Below are 18416 nucleotides of genomic sequence, written 5' to 3'. Positions count from 1 at the left end.
GATTTATGTGAAAAAGCATTACAATTTACGCATTATAAAACTTTAAGCTTTGCAAAACGCAGTAATAGTTTTTTGATCCCTCCTTTTTCAAAATGAATTTCAGCTTTTTTATCTTGTCCTATGCCTTCTATCTTCAGAATTTTACCTTTTCCAAAACGCATGTGTTCTACTGCTGTTCCTGCAACCAGCTCTCCATCAAAAAGGTTTGTCTTTGGTGTATCTGAAGTAGTATTAGAAACCGGTCTAAGCTTTCTTAATTTTCTTAACTGTTCTTCACTAGGTTTATGAGCAAGAGGTGGTGTTCCTGAAACCGGCTTTTTAAGTCTTAGTTTACTCTTGTCAACTTCTCCAAAAATATCAGAATCGATAAGAGGTTTATATCTGTAGTTTTCTACGGGAGCAAGATAATCAAGATACTTATCGTCTATTTCTTCGATAAATCGGCTTGGCTCTGCATCGACCAATTTACCCCAACGATAACGTGATTGGGTATACGTAAGATATGCTTGTTTTTCGGCTCTGGTTAAAGCAACATAAAATAATCTTCGCTCCTCCTCCAGTTCGCTTCGGGTATTCATACTCATTCCAGAAGGGAAAAGATCCTCCTCCATTCCTACTATATATACATGCGGAAACTCAAGTCCTTTAGCGAGGTGGATTGTCATAAGAGCTACTCTATCATCATCTCCCTTATCCTGATCGAGATCGGTAGCTAGAGCAACATCTTCCAGAAATTCAGCTAGGGATCCGGTAGCATCTGCTAATTCTTTTTGTCCTTCTACAAAATCACGAATACCATTTAACAATTCTTCAATATTCTCTATTCTGGCAATTCCTTCTGGTGTACCGTCTTTTTTCAATTCTTGTAATAAACCAGTTTTCTTTGCTACCATCTCAGCCAAAACAAAAGCATCAGAGGTCTCATTGGTAATTTGAAAACTTTTGATCATATTCATAAAGTTTTCTAACCTAGTCTTGGTTCCGCTATTAATTTTCAGATTAATCCTATCCAGATTTTCAATGACCTCAAAAATAGAACGATCATAATGATTTGCAGCTACCACTAGTTTATCTACTGTAGTTCCACCAATTCCTCTAGTTGGATAGTTAATCACTCTTTTTAAAGCCTCTTCATCTTTGGGGTTGATTACCAATCTTAAATATGCTAAGACGTCTTTTATTTCTTTTCTTTGATAAAAAGAAAGCCCCCCGTAAATTCGATATTTTATATCTCGTTTACGTAGTGCATCTTCAATTGCTCTAGATTGTGCATTGGTTCTATATAGAACGGCAAAATCTCCATTTGGCAATTGATGTTGCATTTGGTTTTCAAATATCGAACTGGCTACATACCTTCCTTCATCTCCATCTGTCAACAATCGATTTACTTTTATCTTCGGACCAAAATCATTGGCGGTCCAAACCACTTTATCAAGCTTGGTTTTGTTCTTATCGATTACCGAATTCGCGGCCTCAACAATATTTCTGGTCGACCTATAATTTTGCTCCAATCTATACTGTTGCACATTATCATAATCTCTCTGGAAGTTAAGAATATTGTTAATATTTGCTCCTCGAAATGCATAGATACTTTGTGCATCGTCTCCCACCACACAAATATTTTGAAATTTATCTGATAGCGCTCGTACGATAAGATATTGAGAGTGATTGGTATCCTGGTACTCATCTACCAATATATATCTAAACCTATTTTGATATTTTGCAAGAACATCGGGGTAACGGTTTAGCAGCTCGTTGGTTTTTAATAAAAGATCATCAAAATCCATGGCTCCAGCCTTAAAACATCGCTCTACATATTCTTGATAAATCTCACCCATTCTCGGTCTTTTTGCCATTGCGTCTGCTTCAACCAACTCTGGATTTTGAAAATAGGCTTTAACCGTAATTAAACTATTCTTGTAGGATGATATTCGTGAATATACCTGCTTATACTTATAAATATCTTTATCTAGCCCCATTTCTTTAATAATAGAAGCTATTAAACGCTGGCAATCCTGAGTATCGTAAATAGTAAAATTTGAAGGGTACCCTAATTTATCTGCCTCAAATCTTAAAATCTTAGCAAAAATAGAGTGAAAAGTTCCCATCCAAAGGTTTTTCGCCTCACTTGCTCCAACAATATCTGCGATACGCTTTTTCATTTCACGTGCAGCTTTATTGGTAAATGTCAATGACAAAATATTAAAAGGGTCTACCCCTTTATGCATTAAATATGCTATACGATAAGTAAGTACTCTTGTTTTTCCAGAACCTGCACCGGCTATTACGATCATTGGTCCATCTACTTGTAGTACCGGAGCCCGTTGGGCATCATTCAATTCTGCTAAATATTCTTCCAACGTAACAATTTTTTAAATGCGAAATTTAAGCAAACCTAAACGTAAATGGAAGTGCTATTGCAGTTTTTTGTAAACAACCTATAGTAAATAACTTTTACATAAAAACACAGAATATCAACAAGTATTTTTCCTACATGTTGATAATTATTTAATAAAAAACATAGATAAAAAGCATATTTTTAAGTTAAAAAGTATTATATTGAAAGCAATTGCCACAAACCTAAATACGAAATAACCTAAAAATTACCCCTTATGGCCCCAAACATGAATGTACAGTTTATCGAAAAAGAGCAAATCAAATTTTTAAAGTTTCCTAAAAAAGACGTTCTAGACAAAAGAAAAGATCAAATAGATCGGTTTTTAGAACTACAAAGAGCACTCTCCTTAGGTAATTTGGAACATCAAAAAGTAAAAATTGTTTTTGTCGACGATGCTGGATTCAAAAGAGTAGAGACCACTATTTGGGGAATCACCGATAAAGAAGTGATTTTAAAACAAGCTACTATAATACCTTTAGAAAGAATTATAAGTATATCATAGTATAAATAAAAGATTATTTTCTATGGCAGAAGATATTATTATTTAATCTTAACTCGTTCTATGAGTAACAAAGACGTATTCTCAACCAGAATACGTCTTTACTTGTTAAATCACGACAGATTCTAGAATATATTGAATTATTCACATACTAAATTCTTTATTATTTAGTTTTGTTTCTAACTAAACCCTAACATTTCACTACTAATCTACCTGCTATGATTCAGAAATTTCTGAAGTATATTCTATTTGCATCCATACTAATTAACGGAGCTATTTCTTATGGACAGTCTGATACAAAAATACTCATATCAGAAAATCAGCAAGACTTAATTAATAACTTGTTAGTTCAAAAAAGTGGTCAGCCCACCACTATCGAGTTATCAAAAAACAGCTTTTTACACCTACAACTCAATATAAAGGAAGAACAGGAATCCTCATTGGTACTGGTAGGTAATGTTAATGATGAAAAAGCATCTACCTTTTCTTTAGTTTCAGAACAAGGAAAAGTCTCTGGAGATATTTGGTTACAAAACACCAAGACTGCTTATAAAATTTTTACAGAGACCACAGGCAAAGTATATATTGAGGAGGTATCTATTAATGATGTATTATGTGTAGACTATGAGCAATTACCTTCCAGCAAAAACAATACCAGTAAAATTCAAAATAAAATGAATTTACAATTAGAAAGTTTGCCTGGTGCAGCTGGTGTAATTTACCTTGATTTTGATGGAGAAGTAGTAACCGGAACACGATGGGCAGGTGGAGCCACTATTGATGCTCAACCAGTTAATTTTTCTGATCAAGATATTACTAGAATATGGAAACTTATGGCAGAAGATTTTCGACCGTTTAACCTAAATGTTACAACCCGTCGTGATCTTTTTGATGCTACTCCAAGAAATCGAAGAATGATGTGTATCTTCACTCCTACTACTGATGCCCAACCTGGATCTGGAGGAGTAGCATATTTAAGATCATTTGCTTCAAATTCTTTTGATGACCCTTGCTGGGTTTATAATATTAGGTCTGTAAGAGCAGCGGGAGAAACAGGTTCTCATGAAGTTGGACATACCTTAGGTTTATCTCACGATAGTCAAGGAAGTACAGAGTACTATGCTGGTCATGGTACATGGAGCCCCATAATGGGATGGAGTGTAAATAGGGCTATTGGTCAATGGAGTCAGGGAGAGTTTGAAAATGCTAATCAAACCCAAGATGATATTGCTATTATGGCAGATAGCAGAAACGGTGTTGGTTTTAGAAATGATGATCATGGTGATATCATCAATAATGCTACCGAAATAAGAGTAAGTGATGATGGAGAAGTAAGCTCAGATGAAAACTTTGGATTCATTGGTACTAGAGATGACAAAGATGTGTTTTCCTTTGTTATTGAAGCTGGAGATGTCTCTTTTGATTTTTCTCCCGATCCAGATTATCCCAACCTTAATATACAAGCTAGAATTCTTGACCCTTTGGGAGAAGAAGTTGCTATTTCGGATCCTTCTGGACTCAGCGCATCTATTAACGTAAATCTTCCCGATGGGACCTATTTTATTGAAATCGATGGAGTTGGTGAAGGAAATCCTATCACGGGGTATTCAGATTATGCTTCATTAGGAAACTATTTTATTGCAGGAAACTATAAACCAGGGGATAACAACCAACCACCCGTTGCAAATTTTGAAGCTATAAAAAATGGTTGCTCTCAGGTAGACTTTACGAGTACTTCGATTAATAGAGTAAATTCGTATGCCTGGGATTTTGGTGATGGAACTACTTCTACAGAGCAAAACCCAACACATAATTATGAATCTGGAGGAACTTTTACAGTGTCACTTACAGCAGTAAATAATACTGGTGAAAACACCAATATAAAAACCGACTTTATAACGATCAATATACCTGATCAACCTACAGGAAACGATCAAAATATTTGTCCTGGTAATATTGCTACTTTAACAATATCTGGTAATAGTGAGTTTAGATGGTACGAACAAGCTGAAGGCGGTCAAGCAATTGCAACCGGAACTACTTTTGAAACACCCGAACTCGACGCTTCGAAATCTTATTTTATATCTGGTTTTATAGAAGACTGTATCACAAGTACAAGAACCGAAGTAAAGATAGTCGTTGTTCCAATCCCAGAACAACAGGATATCATTGTGAACACTGCTCAACGACTTTCGGTTTCTTCAGAATTTGCCGAATACCAATGGTATCTCGACGGTGAAACTCTAGAAGATGGTGTACAAGCTGAGTACTTACCTCAAGCTATTGGAGAATATACTGTAGAAGTCTTTAATGAAGCTGGTTGTAGCTCAATTTCTGAGATCTTTACCGTAGATAGATCTCAACTTAATTTAAGTTTAGAGAGTAGATCTTTTACCTACTACCCTAACCCTGTAAAAGGAGAACAACTACTTAATATAGATGGAATTACTATAAATGACTATGATCTAAAAATTGTTGATATCCTTGGGCAAACCGTATTTCAGTCTAATCCAACTTCAGAATTAAACGTTTCTGAACTATCTCAAGGTTTATATATCATTTTGATTAACAATAAATCAATAGGTAAGTTTGTAAAACAATAAAACTACACTAAAGCCGTATAAAAAAGCTCATTTACAACATTGTAGGTGAGCTTTAGTTTTGGTAAAAAAATGTAAGTATTTTTTTAACTTTCCTTTAATAGATTTTTGAATATCTTTAAAAACCAAAACTTCAAGTTTGAAAAACAATATACTGATCTTTACAATTGTGTTATTCCCTTTGTTTATTTTTTCTCAAAAAAAAGGGAAAATCATCACAGAATATGGGAATACCTATGAGGTAAACAATCCGGATTTTAAAACCGATCTCAACAAAGAATTAAAGGTAGTTTTTGATGTAGGAAGAACATTTAAGGACTCTACCAAAGTAAACCCACTTATCAACACAGCTGCTAGATACCTTAACATGCACGTTGATGCAGGTGTAGCACGTGAAAAACTGAAAGTTGCTTTAGTAATTCATGGCAATGCCGCAAATGATGTTTTAACCAATGCCAACTACAAATCCATCTACGGAATAGATAACCCCAATGCTAAATTAATTTCGAAACTTTCTCAAAACGGGGTGCAAGTTGTTTTATGCGGACAAACAGCAGCACACAGAGGTATTACAAAAAATGATGTACTACCAGAGATACAATTTGCTTTATCGGCAATGACAGCATTGGTACAACTACAAAATAATAACTACAGACTTATTAATTTCTAAAACTGATGAACTCAAAAACACAAACGCTCTTATTACTCTTATTGGCAATTTGTTCTATACAGGCACAACAAATTGATCCAGATATCAACACAATGGCCGAAGAAATTGAATCTAAGGTCATTGAATGGAGGAGAGATTTTCACCAAAACCCTGAACTCTCGAACCGAGAGTTTAAGACTGCAGAAAAGATCGCAAAACATTTAAATAATCTAGGGCTAGAAGTTACTGAAAAAGTAGCAAAAACTGGCGTGGTCGCTATTCTTAAAGGCAAAAAAGCCGGAAAAACAGTTGCTTTGAGAGCCGATATTGACGCATTACCCGTTACAGAAAGAGCTGATGTACCATTTAAATCGATAGTAAAAACTACATTTTTAGATACCGAAGTGGGTGTTAGTCATGCTTGCGGGCATGATACGCATACTGCTATTTTAATGGGTGTTGCAGAAATTCTTGCCAAAAACAAAAACAAGGTTTCGGGAACAGTTAAGTTTATTTTTCAACCGGCAGAAGAAGGTCCCCCACCTGGAGAAGAAGGAGGCGCAAAACTAATGATCAAAGAAGGTGTTCTGAAAAATCCTGATGTAGACGCTATTTTTGGATTACATATTAACTCAGGTACTCCAGTAGGAAAAATAAGATATAAACCGGGAGGAACAATGGCAGCAGTAGAACGTTTTGTTATCAATGTAAAAGGAAAACAAACACATGGTTCGGCTCCATGGAGCGGTGTAGATCCTGTTCTCATCTCAGCAAAAATTATTGATGGTCTGCAAACCATTATTAGTAGAGAATCGCCTTTGGTAAATGAGGCGGCGGTAATTACCGTTGGTAAAATTACCAGTGGTGTTCGTTTTAATATTATTCCCGAAAACGCAGAAATGATCGGTACGGTACGCACCTTAGATCCTTCTATGAGAGAACTAATTATAAGACGTATGACCGAAATGGTACCATCGATAGCCAAAGCTTATGGAGGTGATGCTACTATTGAGTTTCAAAATAATACTTCGATTACCTATAATGACCCTAATTTGGTTAAGCAAATGCTACCCACCATTCAAGGTGTGGCAGGTAAGGAAAATGTTTTACTATCAAAAGCAACAACAGGAGGAGAAGATTTTTCATATTTTCAAGAGAAAGTACCCGGCTTTTATTTCTTTTTAGGAGGAAAAACTCCTGGTACAACAAATGCTCCTGCTCACCATACTCCTGATTTTTATATAGATGAAAGTGGTTTGGTACTAGGAGTTAAAGTAATGTCACAACTCACAATAGATTATTTAAATGCCCAATAAAATTAGTAGTACTTTTTAAATGGAAAATATAGTAAGCTTTTTAGGTGCCATATCCTGGTGGATGTGGATTATTATTGTTTTAGCTTTAATCGCGATACGTGATGTCTTTTTTAATAAACGACATACCATAAGTCATAACTTCCCTATTGTTGGTCATTTGCGATATATGCTGGAGAGTATTGGTCCAGAAATAAGACAATATTTTGTAGCAAATAACCGAGAAGAACTTCCGTTTAATAGAATTGAAAGAGGATGGGTATATGCCTCTTCTAAAAATGAAAATAATTATGAAGGTTTTGGTACAGACCGTGATATATATCAACACCAACATATTTTTGTAAAAAACTGCCTGATTCCTTTTAAATTGGATAAGGAGCATCCAAATGTTAAGGATAAGAGTTTTTTGCCTTGCGCCAAAGTAATGGGACTTCATAACCAGAGAAAAAAACCTTTTAGACCTGGCTCTATTATAAACGTATCGGCCATGAGCTTTGGTTCTTTATCTGCAAGAGCAGTAGAATCATTAAACTTAGGTGTACAAAAGGCAAACGCTTATCATAATACGGGTGAAGGAGGACTTTCTCCATATCATAGTAATGGCGGTGATGTTATTTTTCACTTCGGAACGGGTTACTTTGGAGTTCGTGATAAAGATGGTAATTTTTCTATGGAAAAAATAAAAGAACTCGTCGATAAAAACCCTTTTATTCGAGCTATAGAAATTAAACTTTCTCAAGGTGCTAAGCCTGGAAAGGGAGGTGTATTACCTGGTGCTAAGATCACCCCAGAAATTGCAAAGATAAGAGGTGTAGAAGTAGGAAAAGATGTATTATCGCCTTCCTCACATACGGCTTTTTCTGATGTTCCTGGATTATTACAATTTATTGAAGACATAGCAAACGAAACAGGGCTTCCTGTTGGAATTAAAGCAGCCATTGGTAAAACAGAACAATGGGAGCTTTTAGCTGAACTTATGGCAAAGAGTAATAGAGGTCCCGATTTTATAGCTATAGATGGTGGAGAAGGTGGAACCGGAGCTGCACCTCCGAGTTTTGCTGATCATGTGTCCCTACCATGGGTATATGGGTTTACTGCTATTTACAAAATCTTTCAAAAACATAATCTTACCGATCGTATCGTTTTTATAGGTAGCGGAAAATTAGGTTTCCCAGCAAAAGCTGCTATGGCCTTTGCAATGGGTGTTGATTGTATTAATGTAGCCCGTGAAGCTATGATGAGCATAGGATGTATACAGGCTCAAATATGTCATACCAACAAATGCCCTACCGGTATAGCTACACAAAGTAAATGGTTGCAAAAAGGAATTGATATTCCTTTAAAATCTGAACGCCTTGCTCAATATTTTAAAACATTTAGAAAAGAATTTATAGAAATTACACATGCTGCTGGGTACGAGCATCCTTGTCAATTTACAATGCAAGATGTTGACCTTAATGTAGATGATGGAGAATTAACCAAAACTCTTGAAGAATCCTTTAAATATAGTAAGACTCCCGTTGAATATACTTGTGCTGAAGATTTGAAACAATGTACGTATATTGGCGGTTCATATACATCATAATTATAATTACCAATTACCATGGATCTTGAAATTATCCCCTTAGTTATATCTTTAATTCCCGCTACTCTAATAACAATATTGGCTATATTCTTTTTTAAAGTTCATACTCAAAACGAAGAAAGACGACGTAGATTTTTGTTACATAGAGAGAATCAAAAACAAGCATTCCCGTTGCGTTTACAGGCTTATGAGCGAATGGCTTTATTCTTAGAAAGAATATCTCCAGGAAAACTGTTAACAAGAATGGCTCCTGTGGGAGAAGATAAAGAAAGTTATGAGTCTCTATTGATACACACTATAGATCAAGAGTTTGAACATAATCTGAGTCAGCAAATTTATGTATCTGACGAATGCTGGAATACGATTAAAGCCGCAAAAAACGCTACTATAGCGATGATTAGGAAAACGACATTAAACAAAGAAGTAGATTCTTCAGATAAAATGAGAGAAGTCATCCTTACCGAGTTAGTTGAAAAAGGAGCTCCCAGTGATGTTGCCTTATCAAAAATCAAGGAAGAGATAGGAGACTTATTCTAAATATATGTAAACAAACAGGAAATCATAAAATACGAATTCGGTTGCGTAAGTTTATTTTTGAAAAAAGGAAGTACGGATTTGAATTGTTGATGGACTTGCACAAGTTCGAAGATAACCCTAATGTTTTTTTCGATCCTAATCCTCACACCATTGATTTTTTCGAAATTTTTCTGTTTGAAAATGCCACTGGAAAACTAGAACTGAACGGATATACTTTGCCCGTTACTCCTTACAGTATTTTCTTCATCTCCCCTTTTCAGAAAAAAAGTTGTAATATACCTTTAGAAGGTGTAAAAGGCTTTCATCTGGTTTTTCAAAATGATTTTTTATCAGACTTTTTTAATGATAAACTGTTTATTTATCGTTTACAATATTTTTACAACGCTCAACATCCACAATACTTAAAAATCAAAAAAGAGGACTATGGTATTGTACAATTGGTATTACAAGAAATCATTAAAGAGATAAAAGCGTATCAAAATGATAGTCCACATATCATTCGTTCGCTATTATACTTTTCACTATCTAAATTGAATCGACTCTATGCGCAAGAATATCATCTTTCTGATGACACCCAATCCAATTCAATGATTTATAAATTTAAAGAATTACTTGAATTGAATATCAGAAAGGTTCATTCAGTTCAGCAATATGCAGATATACTCCAAGTCAATAGACACCAGCTTAACACCTTAGCCAAAAAACACTTTGGAAAAACATCTAAAGAAGTTATACATCAACGCTTACTACAAGAAATAAAAATGGAACTTAGATATTCTGATAAAACTATTGCCGAAATAGCTTTTGCTCTCAACTTTAGCGAGCCTAACAATCTTACCCGTTTTTTTAGAAATTTTACAAACACCAGTCCAGTAACATATAGAGCAACCTACCAAAATGATAGGTTTTTACCCTAAAGCGATAGTACTCCGATTTAAAATATATTAGACATTTACATAAAAAAAATGAAAGCAAATCTTTTATTTCTGTCTTTAAGTTTATGTGCTATAAACTTAATATTTACACAAAATACTGTAACTAAAATTGATATGATTTCTTCCAACTGGAACCTTCCTGAAGGTGCTAGTTTTGAAAAATTTGAAGGTAGAAACACCTTGGTATTGAAAAAAGGAAGAGCTACTCTCAAAAATCTTCAATTTACAAATGGTTCTATCGAGGTAGATATCTATGCAAATGCTAAAAGAAGTTTTGGAGGTATTGCCTTTAGAAAAAAGGAAAATACCATGGAAGAAGTGTATATACGTCTTCATAAATCGAACCAAGCAGATGCTGTACAGTACACTCCTATTTTTAATAATGAATCGAACTGGCAGTTATATAGAGAATACCAAGCCAACGTTCCTTTTAGAAATAAGGAATGGAATACATTGCGAATAGATGTTCTAGATCAAATTGCTGTGATATCTTTAAATAATGAAAAAATAATGACGGTTGATCAGCTTAAAACAGATAATATCGAAGGCGCTATTGGAGTTTGGGCACTATTTGGTGCTCGATTTTCCAATTTCAGAATAACTCAAAAAGATCCTTCCATAAAAGTTAACACGCCAAGTGTTTTACAGGTAGCAGACTCAGGAATCATAAGAAAATGGAATATTACCCAGGCATTTTCATATGATGTCGATGCCTTAAGTTATGCTTCTTTTTCAAAAGAAGAGTATACCGTAGTTCCAACAGAAGTCTCTGGTTTATTGCCTATCTCTAAATTCGTTAAAAAAACTTCATCTGGAAATTTTGAGCAAAACAAAGAGAATTACATTGTGGCAGCTACCAATATTCATTCCGATACAGCCAGTAACAAGTTGTTTTCGTTTGATTATAGTGACAAAATCATTGTTTACCTTAACGGTACACCCATATTTAGAGGAAATAATGCTTTTAGGCAAAAAGGAGTGCAATATACTGGTCATATCGATATAAATACTAATACGCTATATTTACCACTAAAAAAGGGGAAAAACACACTCCATTGCGTAGTAATAGACAAAGCTAATGGCTGGGGATTGATTGGGAAGATTGAATAGTCAAAAATACAATGGTATATTTCTTAATTAAACGTAGTGTTTTACATCAGATGTAAATTCTTCTACCCTGCCATATCAATGTCCTTAAGCTTATTTTCTTCGGCTAGTTTTGCTTTTTCGGCAGCATATTCATAGCCTTGTCGCCACCAATTACTCATTAGCTTTTTATTGAACACCAAAGAATTTTCAGTAAGCTTTGAAGGCGTGTAATACAAATTTAAAGGAACATCTTTATTTATGGCTGCCAATTTACCCAATACTGTATCATGTCCTTCGACCTGATCCAACATATAGCCAAATAGATTTACCATTAAAGAAAAAGGATTTTTACCCAATACTTTATTATGCTCCATATTTTCAGATTCTAGTATGATCGCATCTACCTCGGTAGCTCCCCTGCGTATGGCTTCTCGAATAGGAACCATACACCCAAAACCACCATCCGCATATTCACAACCATCTTTAGTAACAAGACTCATAAAAGGCACATAATTACAGGAGATCCATATCCAATCACAAAAATCTTCATAGCTAAAATCATTGATAGACTTGTATTCTGTCTTGCTTTTGGTAAGATTAGAAACAGTTACCACTACATCTTTCACCTTTTCTTGTGCCAACTCAAAATCTTGCTTAGTAAAATTACGCCTTATAGCGCGTCTTAAATTTTTACTTTCTCCAAATGTTCTTTTTAACTTGATAAATTGCCACATAGATGATAAAAAATTGATAGAGACGAATTCTCTATTTCCCTTTTTACGAACTCTAAATGGGTTTACGTTAAAAATAGTTCGTTGATTTACATTGGTATACATATCATATACCTTATCAACATTCCCCAATGCCAAATGAGGAATTAATAAACTACCTGTAGAAGTTCCCAAAAACAAATCATACTTTTTACCTTGTTCTTGCATTAAGTATTGAGCAACTCCACCCGCATAGGCTCCTTTACTCCCTCCTCCAGATATTACTAATGCTCGCATATTTATAGTTTGTTATAATGATTTTTATCTCTGGCAAATTCATACCCTTTTGTCCACCATTCTGTCATCTTCTTTTTGTCGAAAACCAGAGAATTTGTTGTTAGAACGGTTGGGGTATAATATAAATCCAGAGCTACATCTTTTTCTCTTGCGCTAAATTTACCTATTCTTATATTTTGATATTCGATCTGATCCATCATAAAATTAACCATATTGGTAATTAGCGAAAAAGGATTCTTTGTCGGCATACGATTTATGTAATTCACCTCGGTTTCTAAAACGATGACATCCAGCTCTTTTGCTCCTCTCTTAATAGCTTCTTCTATAGGAACCATAGACCCTAGTCCACCATCGACATAATCACAAAAATTCTTTCTTACCAAACTCATAAAAGGTGGGTAGTTACAGGAAATCCATATCCAATCTAAAAAGTCTTCATATTCGCAATCCTTTATCGACTTATACTCTACTTTGTTTGCCGAAAGATTCGTAACCGTAACAACGACATCATGGCTTTGAGATTGCAAACGTTTAAAATCATCTTTAGAAATGGCGGTCTCGATTAACTCTCTCAAATTTCTGCTGTCCCCAAAAGATTTTTTCCCTTTCAGCAGATTGCGAAGTACATTAAGGTGATTTATGCTTATACTATTATATCCCCTTTTCTTTTTAATAATAAAAGGACAACTTTTAAAAATCGAAGATTGATTTACAGAGGTATAAAACTTCTTTATCTCTTCAATTTTTGACATGGCTAAATGCGAAACCAACAAACTACCTGTAGAAGTACCAATAAACAGATCATATTTTCTATTTAGGTCCTGAATAAGATGTTGCGCAACTCCTCCGGCAAAGGCACCCTTACTGCCTCCCCCCGAAATTACTAATGCTCGCATATATTTATTAAGATTATGGGGTTAACTTTTTCTCTAAAAAATCTTTCTGATTCTTAGGTAAACCATTCATTAAAGCTACATATTTCTTTTTATATTTTTCCTGCTTCAACAAATTATCTAAAATTTTCCGACAGGAATTTCGAAATCTCCAGTTATGATGGGTTGCGCCATCTACAAGGTTCACGAGGATTGAGTCGGAAAAAGCTTGTAAACTTTCCAGATAAGTGAAGGCATTTTGCCTGGTGCTAAAATGAAAGGCTGAAGAGGTATATCGAGATAACTCATTATAAAATTTTTGATGATTGTTTGTTTGATAATCTGAAGTACTAAGGGCTAATACCAACCAAAGCATTCTAACGTTCTTATCATTGAAACCTATAATTTCACTTGTAGCATCTAAATACTCCTTTCTTTTTTCTGGAAAATTGGCCCACAAATGATACAGTGCAGGTTCTAGCGTAGCATAAGATGCATCTTTGAGTAAAGATTCATAGGGCTTTTGCAGGTCTTTAGGTATAGTACTTAAAGTACTCGCAATTGCCTGTCTTACAAATATATTGTTAGTTTCAAACGCACGTTCATAAAGAGTGATAGCTTCAGGAGAAGTATTCCCTGCTAATTGATATACTACTTCCTGTCCCAAATAATCATTTACCGGAAAATCAAGTGCTTTTGCCAGTGTACCCCATTTACCAGCCATAGGTTGAGTACGCTCCTGAGCCAAACTTAAATATCGTTTTATAAATTCAGACTTGGTGAGTATATCTAGTGCTTTTTGAGAGGGGAATTGTACATTTTTCAACCATAATGTGGCATATTCATCAAGATCTTTACCACTAACCTCTTCTGCCACTGCCAAAAAATTATCGGTTGTTGCATTTTTAAACTTATATTTCTCTAAATAATTATTAATAGTAATCTTAAAGCTGGTATCTCCTATAACATCTCTCAAAGCATATAATGCCCAGGCTCCTCTTTGGTAAAAGGTTAATGAACTAGCTTTTGGATCTAAAAGTGAGGTTGCGGTCTCAGTTTTCGACAGGGCTGTGAGTTGTTCTGCGCTTTCATATAATTTATACAAGAAATAATCTTCTCCAAAAATCTCTTTCTCTGCTAATAATGCATAATACGTAGCAAAACCTTCTTGCAACCAATGGTGTGTCCCTTCTGTTTCGGTTACTAAGTCTCCAAACCATTGATGAGCGAGTTCGTGTGCATTTACATTAATATAATTACGATCTATATAAGCCGTTTCATCTACTATGAATGCATCAGAAAAAATAGTCGTTCCTGTATTTTCCATTCCTGCATATAGGAAATCTTTTACTGGTATTTGTTTATAATTTTGCCAAGGGTATGCGTATCCTATTTCCTCCTCAAGAAAATCAAACATACGTTTACTATGCTTGTAGGTAGCTTCAAACTTATCCTTTGCACTAGGATAAAAGTACATTTCTAGCGCAATACCACTATCTGATGTTTCTACTACCTTCTCATAATTACCAATAGCAAAAGCTAGCAAATAACTACTCATAGGTTTGGTCATATCATATTTCCATTGTTGAATGGTATCATTAACCATTTTTGTTTCAACAAGTTTACCATTGGCAATTACCTCTGCTCCTGTAGTATAGCTAATAGAAAGATCGAATTCTACCTTTTCGTTCATGTCATCAAAACTCGGTAGCCAATTGGATGTATATTTTCCTTGGCCTTGAGTCCATATTTGAGGATTTCCCTGATAATCTTCTACAAAGTACAATGCCTTTTTAGGAGTGGCTTTAAAGAAAACTGTGATATCATGATTTGTATTCGCCTCAAAGTTTGACTGTACCAAAATTTCTTTGTTATCATAGGTGAAGTTGATTTCCTCGCCGTCTAAAAGGGTTTTAGCAATTGTCATATTTTGCGCATCAATCTTTATAGATCCTGTCTTTTGCTTTATCTTAAAAGTGTAATTTACATTCCCTTTTACACTTTTAGAATCTGCATCTACCTCAATATCGACCTTCCCTACCAAAAAGTCTGCATGATCGATCTGTTGGGTAAATCCGTAGTAGTATGTAAAAAATAAAATAAGATATAAAGTAATACGCATCATAAAAATATCATCAAATGTTCTGCCAAAATAACGAATTTAGCTTGGTAATGTGACAATATTTGCATTGAAGAATTATCTATAAATAGTATATTCGTTCTAATGAATCCAAACCTGTTACAAACACCTATCGATTATCTCAAGGGCGTAGGCCCTTCTCGAGCAGATTTATTACGATCGGAACTTGGGATTCATACCTATCAAGATCTGGTTAACCTTTTCCCCAACCGATATATAGATAAAACCAAATATTATAAAATCAATGAGCTACAAAGAACCTCTGCAGAGGTACAAATTGTAGGTAAAATTGTTCACATTAAAACGGTAGAGCAAAAAAAAGGAAAACGACTGGTTGCCAAGTTTATGGATGATACCGGAGAAATGGAATTGGTTTGGTTTAGAGGGCATAAATGGATACGAGAAAACCTAAAGTTGAATACTCCATATGTCATTTTTGGAAAGACCAAATATTACAATGGTTTTAGTATGCCACACCCAGAAATGGAACTATTAACAGAGCATCAAAAAAACCTAAGAACGGTTATGCAACCTGTTTATCCTTCTACTGAAAAACTCTCTAACAAAGGAATCACCAACCGCATACTGATGAAAATGATGCAGCAGTTGTTTATTGAAACCAAGGTTCGTTTTTACGATACGCTTTCCAAAGAAATACTCGACGAGCTGAAGTTGATCCCAAAAAACGAGGCGGTATTCAATATTCATTTCCCAAAAAGCCAAGAACTGTTGGCCAAATCGCAGTATCGCTTAAAATTTGAAGAGCTTTTCTATATTCAGTTACAGCTTATCACAAAAAAGCTAATTCGTAAACAAAAGATAAAAGGATATCCTTTTACTGAAGTAGGTGAATATTTTAATACTTTTTATAAGGATCATTTACCATTTGCACTTACCAACGCTCAAAAAAGAGTGATTAAGGAAATTCGAAATGATATAGGAAGTAGTGCTCAAATGAATCGATTACTTCAGGGTGATGTAGGTTCTGGTAAGACCATAGTGGGTCTTATGGCAATGTTATTGGCAATAGACAATGGTTTTCAAGCTTGTTTAATGGCCCCTACCGCAATTTTAGCAAATCAACATTATCTGGGCATTAAAGAACTAACCAAAGACATGAATATTAACGTGAAACTTTTAATGGGGAGTTCTACCGCCAAGGAACGCAGAGAGATACATGAGACTTTAGAAGATGGAACACTTCATATTCTAATTGGCACCCATGCGGTTCTTGAAGATAAGGTGAAATTTAAGAATCTTGGTTTAGCCATCATCGATGAGCAGCATCGTTTTGGAGTAGCGCAACGGTCCAAACTATGGCACAAAAATGACTACCCACCACATATTTTAGTAATGACCGCGACACCCATCCCCAGAACTCTCGCGATGAGCTTATATGGCGATCTTGATATTTCTGTAATTGACGAGCTTCCTCCCGGCAGAAAAGCAATTAAAACGGTACACCGCTATGATAGTAACAGATTAAAAGTGTTTAAATTTATTGCTGATGAAATTCAGAAAGGACGTCAGATTTATATTGTTTATCCGCTTATTCAAGAATCTGAAGCTATGGACTATAAAGACCTTATGGATGGCTACGAGAGTATTGCACGCTCCTTCCCTGCTCCAGAATACCAGATTTCTATAGTGCATGGGCAAATGAAACCCGCAGATAAAGATTATGAAATGGAACGCTTTGTAAAAGGCGAAACACAAATTATGGTTGCTACTACGGTGATTGAAGTCGGGGTTAATGTTCCAAATGCCAGTGTAATGATCATAGAAAGTGCAGAACGTTTCGGGCTTTCACAGTTACACCAGCTACGCGGTCGTGTTGGACGAGGTGCAGAACAAAGTTATTGCATCTTAATGACTAGTCACAAACTATCTGCAGATAGTAAAACCAGATTGGAGACTATGGTTCGTACTAATGATGGTTTCGATATCGCTGAAGTCGATTTAAAACTACGTGGCCCCGGAGATATTATGGGAACCCAACAAAGTGGGGTGCTTAATCTTAAGATAGCAGATATTGTACGAGATAATGATATTCTTAAAACGGCAAGGTATTATGCCATGAAAACACTAAATGAAGATTCTTCTTTATCTCTCGAAAAGAACAAAGTACTACTTTATACATACCAACAGATGGCAAAACACAAGAATATCTGGAATTATATAAGTTAAAAACTATCATAAATTCATTTGTATCACGTTTATAACTATAAACCTGATTGTATGAAATTTTTACCCATTTTAAGTTTATTTATTTTTCTGATTTCTACTCCTACTTTTGGTCAAAAGCTTAATGAAAAGGATTGGATGAAACTTTCTGATTATATTTCTGCTGGTAATCAAGATAGTTTTAAAAAATTTTTGAATGATCATAACTTTTCCAAGGTCGATGAACCTAATCAGAAATATACCTTTTACCAATGGAAACAGAGCGAACCTCATTTTTATGGAGTTCGAGTAAACAAGACATCTGGCCAGGTCACCTATATGACCAACGATCAAAATTATGTATTAAAGTTGATATCTAAATTTATTGCAGATTATGCTCTGGTAAAATCTGAAACCAAAGGAACTACCTCAACCACGCATGTCTTTCAATCTCCTAATAGCACAATTGCTGTAAAACTAGACTCCTCTGGAGAATCTGGAACGCATTTACTATTTGCCATATCTAACCAATAACCCAAAATCTCTGAAATGTAAATCTTCTCAAGATTAAAAACATATAAATTAAATCAATTTCATATATTCGGCTGTAGCAGAGTTTCCTTTGTACA

At 34.9% G+C, this 18416-nt stretch carries 14 protein-coding genes; 10 read left to right on the top strand and 4 right to left on the bottom strand.

The window, feature by feature from the left end; translation table 11 throughout:
* Positions 1 to 32: 32 nt before the first annotated feature.
* Positions 33 to 2360, bottom strand: coding sequence for an ATP-dependent helicase (locus M0D21_RS21380; protein WP_248333312.1), 2328 nt, complete (start codon positions 2358 to 2360; stop codon positions 33 to 35).
* 252 nt (positions 2361 to 2612) lie between these two features.
* Between M0D21_RS21380 and M0D21_RS21375 the strand changes: the two genes are divergently transcribed.
* The 8 genes from M0D21_RS21375 (at position 2613) to M0D21_RS21340 (ending at position 11626) form a co-directional block, all read left to right on the top strand.
* Positions 2613 to 2900 carry a hypothetical protein gene (locus tag M0D21_RS21375; protein ID WP_248333310.1) on the top strand — a complete coding sequence of 96 codons (288 nt, stop codon included), beginning with the start codon at positions 2613 to 2615 and terminating at the stop codon, positions 2898 to 2900.
* A 215-nt stretch (positions 2901 to 3115) separates the two neighbouring features.
* A complete protein-coding gene (locus M0D21_RS21370; protein ID WP_248333308.1) occupies positions 3116 to 5500 on the top strand; it encodes an Ig-like domain-containing protein in 2385 nt (794 codons plus the stop codon).
* 136 nt (positions 5501 to 5636) lie between these two features.
* The gene (locus tag M0D21_RS21365) at positions 5637 to 6167 is read left to right on the top strand and encodes a DsrE family protein (RefSeq protein WP_248333306.1); all 531 of its coding nucleotides are present in this window, start codon (positions 5637 to 5639) and stop codon (positions 6165 to 6167) included.
* Positions 6168 to 6172: 5 nt separating this feature from the next.
* Positions 6173 to 7462 carry an amidohydrolase gene (locus M0D21_RS21360; RefSeq protein WP_248333304.1) on the top strand — a complete coding sequence of 430 codons (1290 nt, stop codon included), beginning with the start codon at positions 6173 to 6175 and terminating at the stop codon, positions 7460 to 7462.
* 19 nt (positions 7463 to 7481) lie between these two features.
* Positions 7482 to 9044: an FMN-binding glutamate synthase family protein gene (locus M0D21_RS21355; RefSeq protein ID WP_248333302.1), complete on the top strand. Its 1563-nt coding sequence runs from the start codon at positions 7482 to 7484 to the stop codon at positions 9042 to 9044.
* An 18-nt stretch (positions 9045 to 9062) separates the two neighbouring features.
* The gene (locus M0D21_RS21350) at positions 9063 to 9581 is read left to right on the top strand and encodes a DUF7935 family protein (protein ID WP_248333300.1); all 519 of its coding nucleotides are present in this window, start codon (positions 9063 to 9065) and stop codon (positions 9579 to 9581) included.
* A gap of 41 nt (positions 9582 to 9622) precedes the next feature.
* A complete protein-coding gene (locus M0D21_RS21345; protein ID WP_248333298.1) occupies positions 9623 to 10498 on the top strand; it encodes a helix-turn-helix domain-containing protein in 876 nt (291 codons plus the stop codon).
* A gap of 48 nt (positions 10499 to 10546) precedes the next feature.
* A complete protein-coding gene (locus M0D21_RS21340; RefSeq protein WP_248333296.1) occupies positions 10547 to 11626 on the top strand; it encodes a family 16 glycoside hydrolase in 1080 nt (359 codons plus the stop codon).
* Positions 11627 to 11688: 62 nt separating this feature from the next.
* On the opposite strand, the gene M0D21_RS21335 is transcribed toward M0D21_RS21340, so the two are convergent.
* From M0D21_RS21335 to M0D21_RS21325, 3 genes are read right to left on the bottom strand one after another with little or no spacing between them, the layout of a single operon-like run.
* Positions 11689 to 12612: a patatin-like phospholipase family protein gene (locus M0D21_RS21335; protein WP_248333295.1), complete on the bottom strand. Its 924-nt coding sequence runs from the start codon at positions 12610 to 12612 to the stop codon at positions 11689 to 11691.
* 2 nt (positions 12613 to 12614) lie between these two features.
* The gene (locus M0D21_RS21330) at positions 12615 to 13508 is read right to left on the bottom strand and encodes a patatin-like phospholipase family protein (protein ID WP_248333293.1); all 894 of its coding nucleotides are present in this window, start codon (positions 13506 to 13508) and stop codon (positions 12615 to 12617) included.
* Positions 13509 to 13521: 13 nt separating this feature from the next.
* Positions 13522 to 15609, bottom strand: coding sequence for a M1 family metallopeptidase (locus tag M0D21_RS21325; protein ID WP_248333291.1), 2088 nt, complete (start codon positions 15607 to 15609; stop codon positions 13522 to 13524).
* A gap of 99 nt (positions 15610 to 15708) precedes the next feature.
* On the opposite strand from M0D21_RS21325, the gene recG reads away from it, so the two are divergent.
* Together recG and M0D21_RS21315 are read left to right on the top strand one after the other, a co-directional pair.
* Positions 15709 to 17811 (top strand): ATP-dependent DNA helicase RecG, encoded by a 2103-nt coding sequence (gene recG, locus M0D21_RS21320; protein WP_248333289.1) that lies wholly within the window; start codon positions 15709 to 15711, stop codon positions 17809 to 17811.
* A 51-nt stretch (positions 17812 to 17862) separates the two neighbouring features.
* The gene (locus tag M0D21_RS21315) at positions 17863 to 18321 is read left to right on the top strand and encodes a hypothetical protein (RefSeq protein WP_248333286.1); all 459 of its coding nucleotides are present in this window, start codon (positions 17863 to 17865) and stop codon (positions 18319 to 18321) included.
* Positions 18322 to 18416 lie beyond the last annotated feature (95 nt).

It is taken from the genome of Aquimarina acroporae, assembly GCF_023195925.1.
In the GTDB taxonomy this organism is placed as follows: domain Bacteria; phylum Bacteroidota; class Bacteroidia; order Flavobacteriales; family Flavobacteriaceae; genus Aquimarina; species Aquimarina acroporae.
Note: the sequence above shows the minus strand (reverse complement) of the source record. Positions and strands in the feature narration are given on the sequence as shown.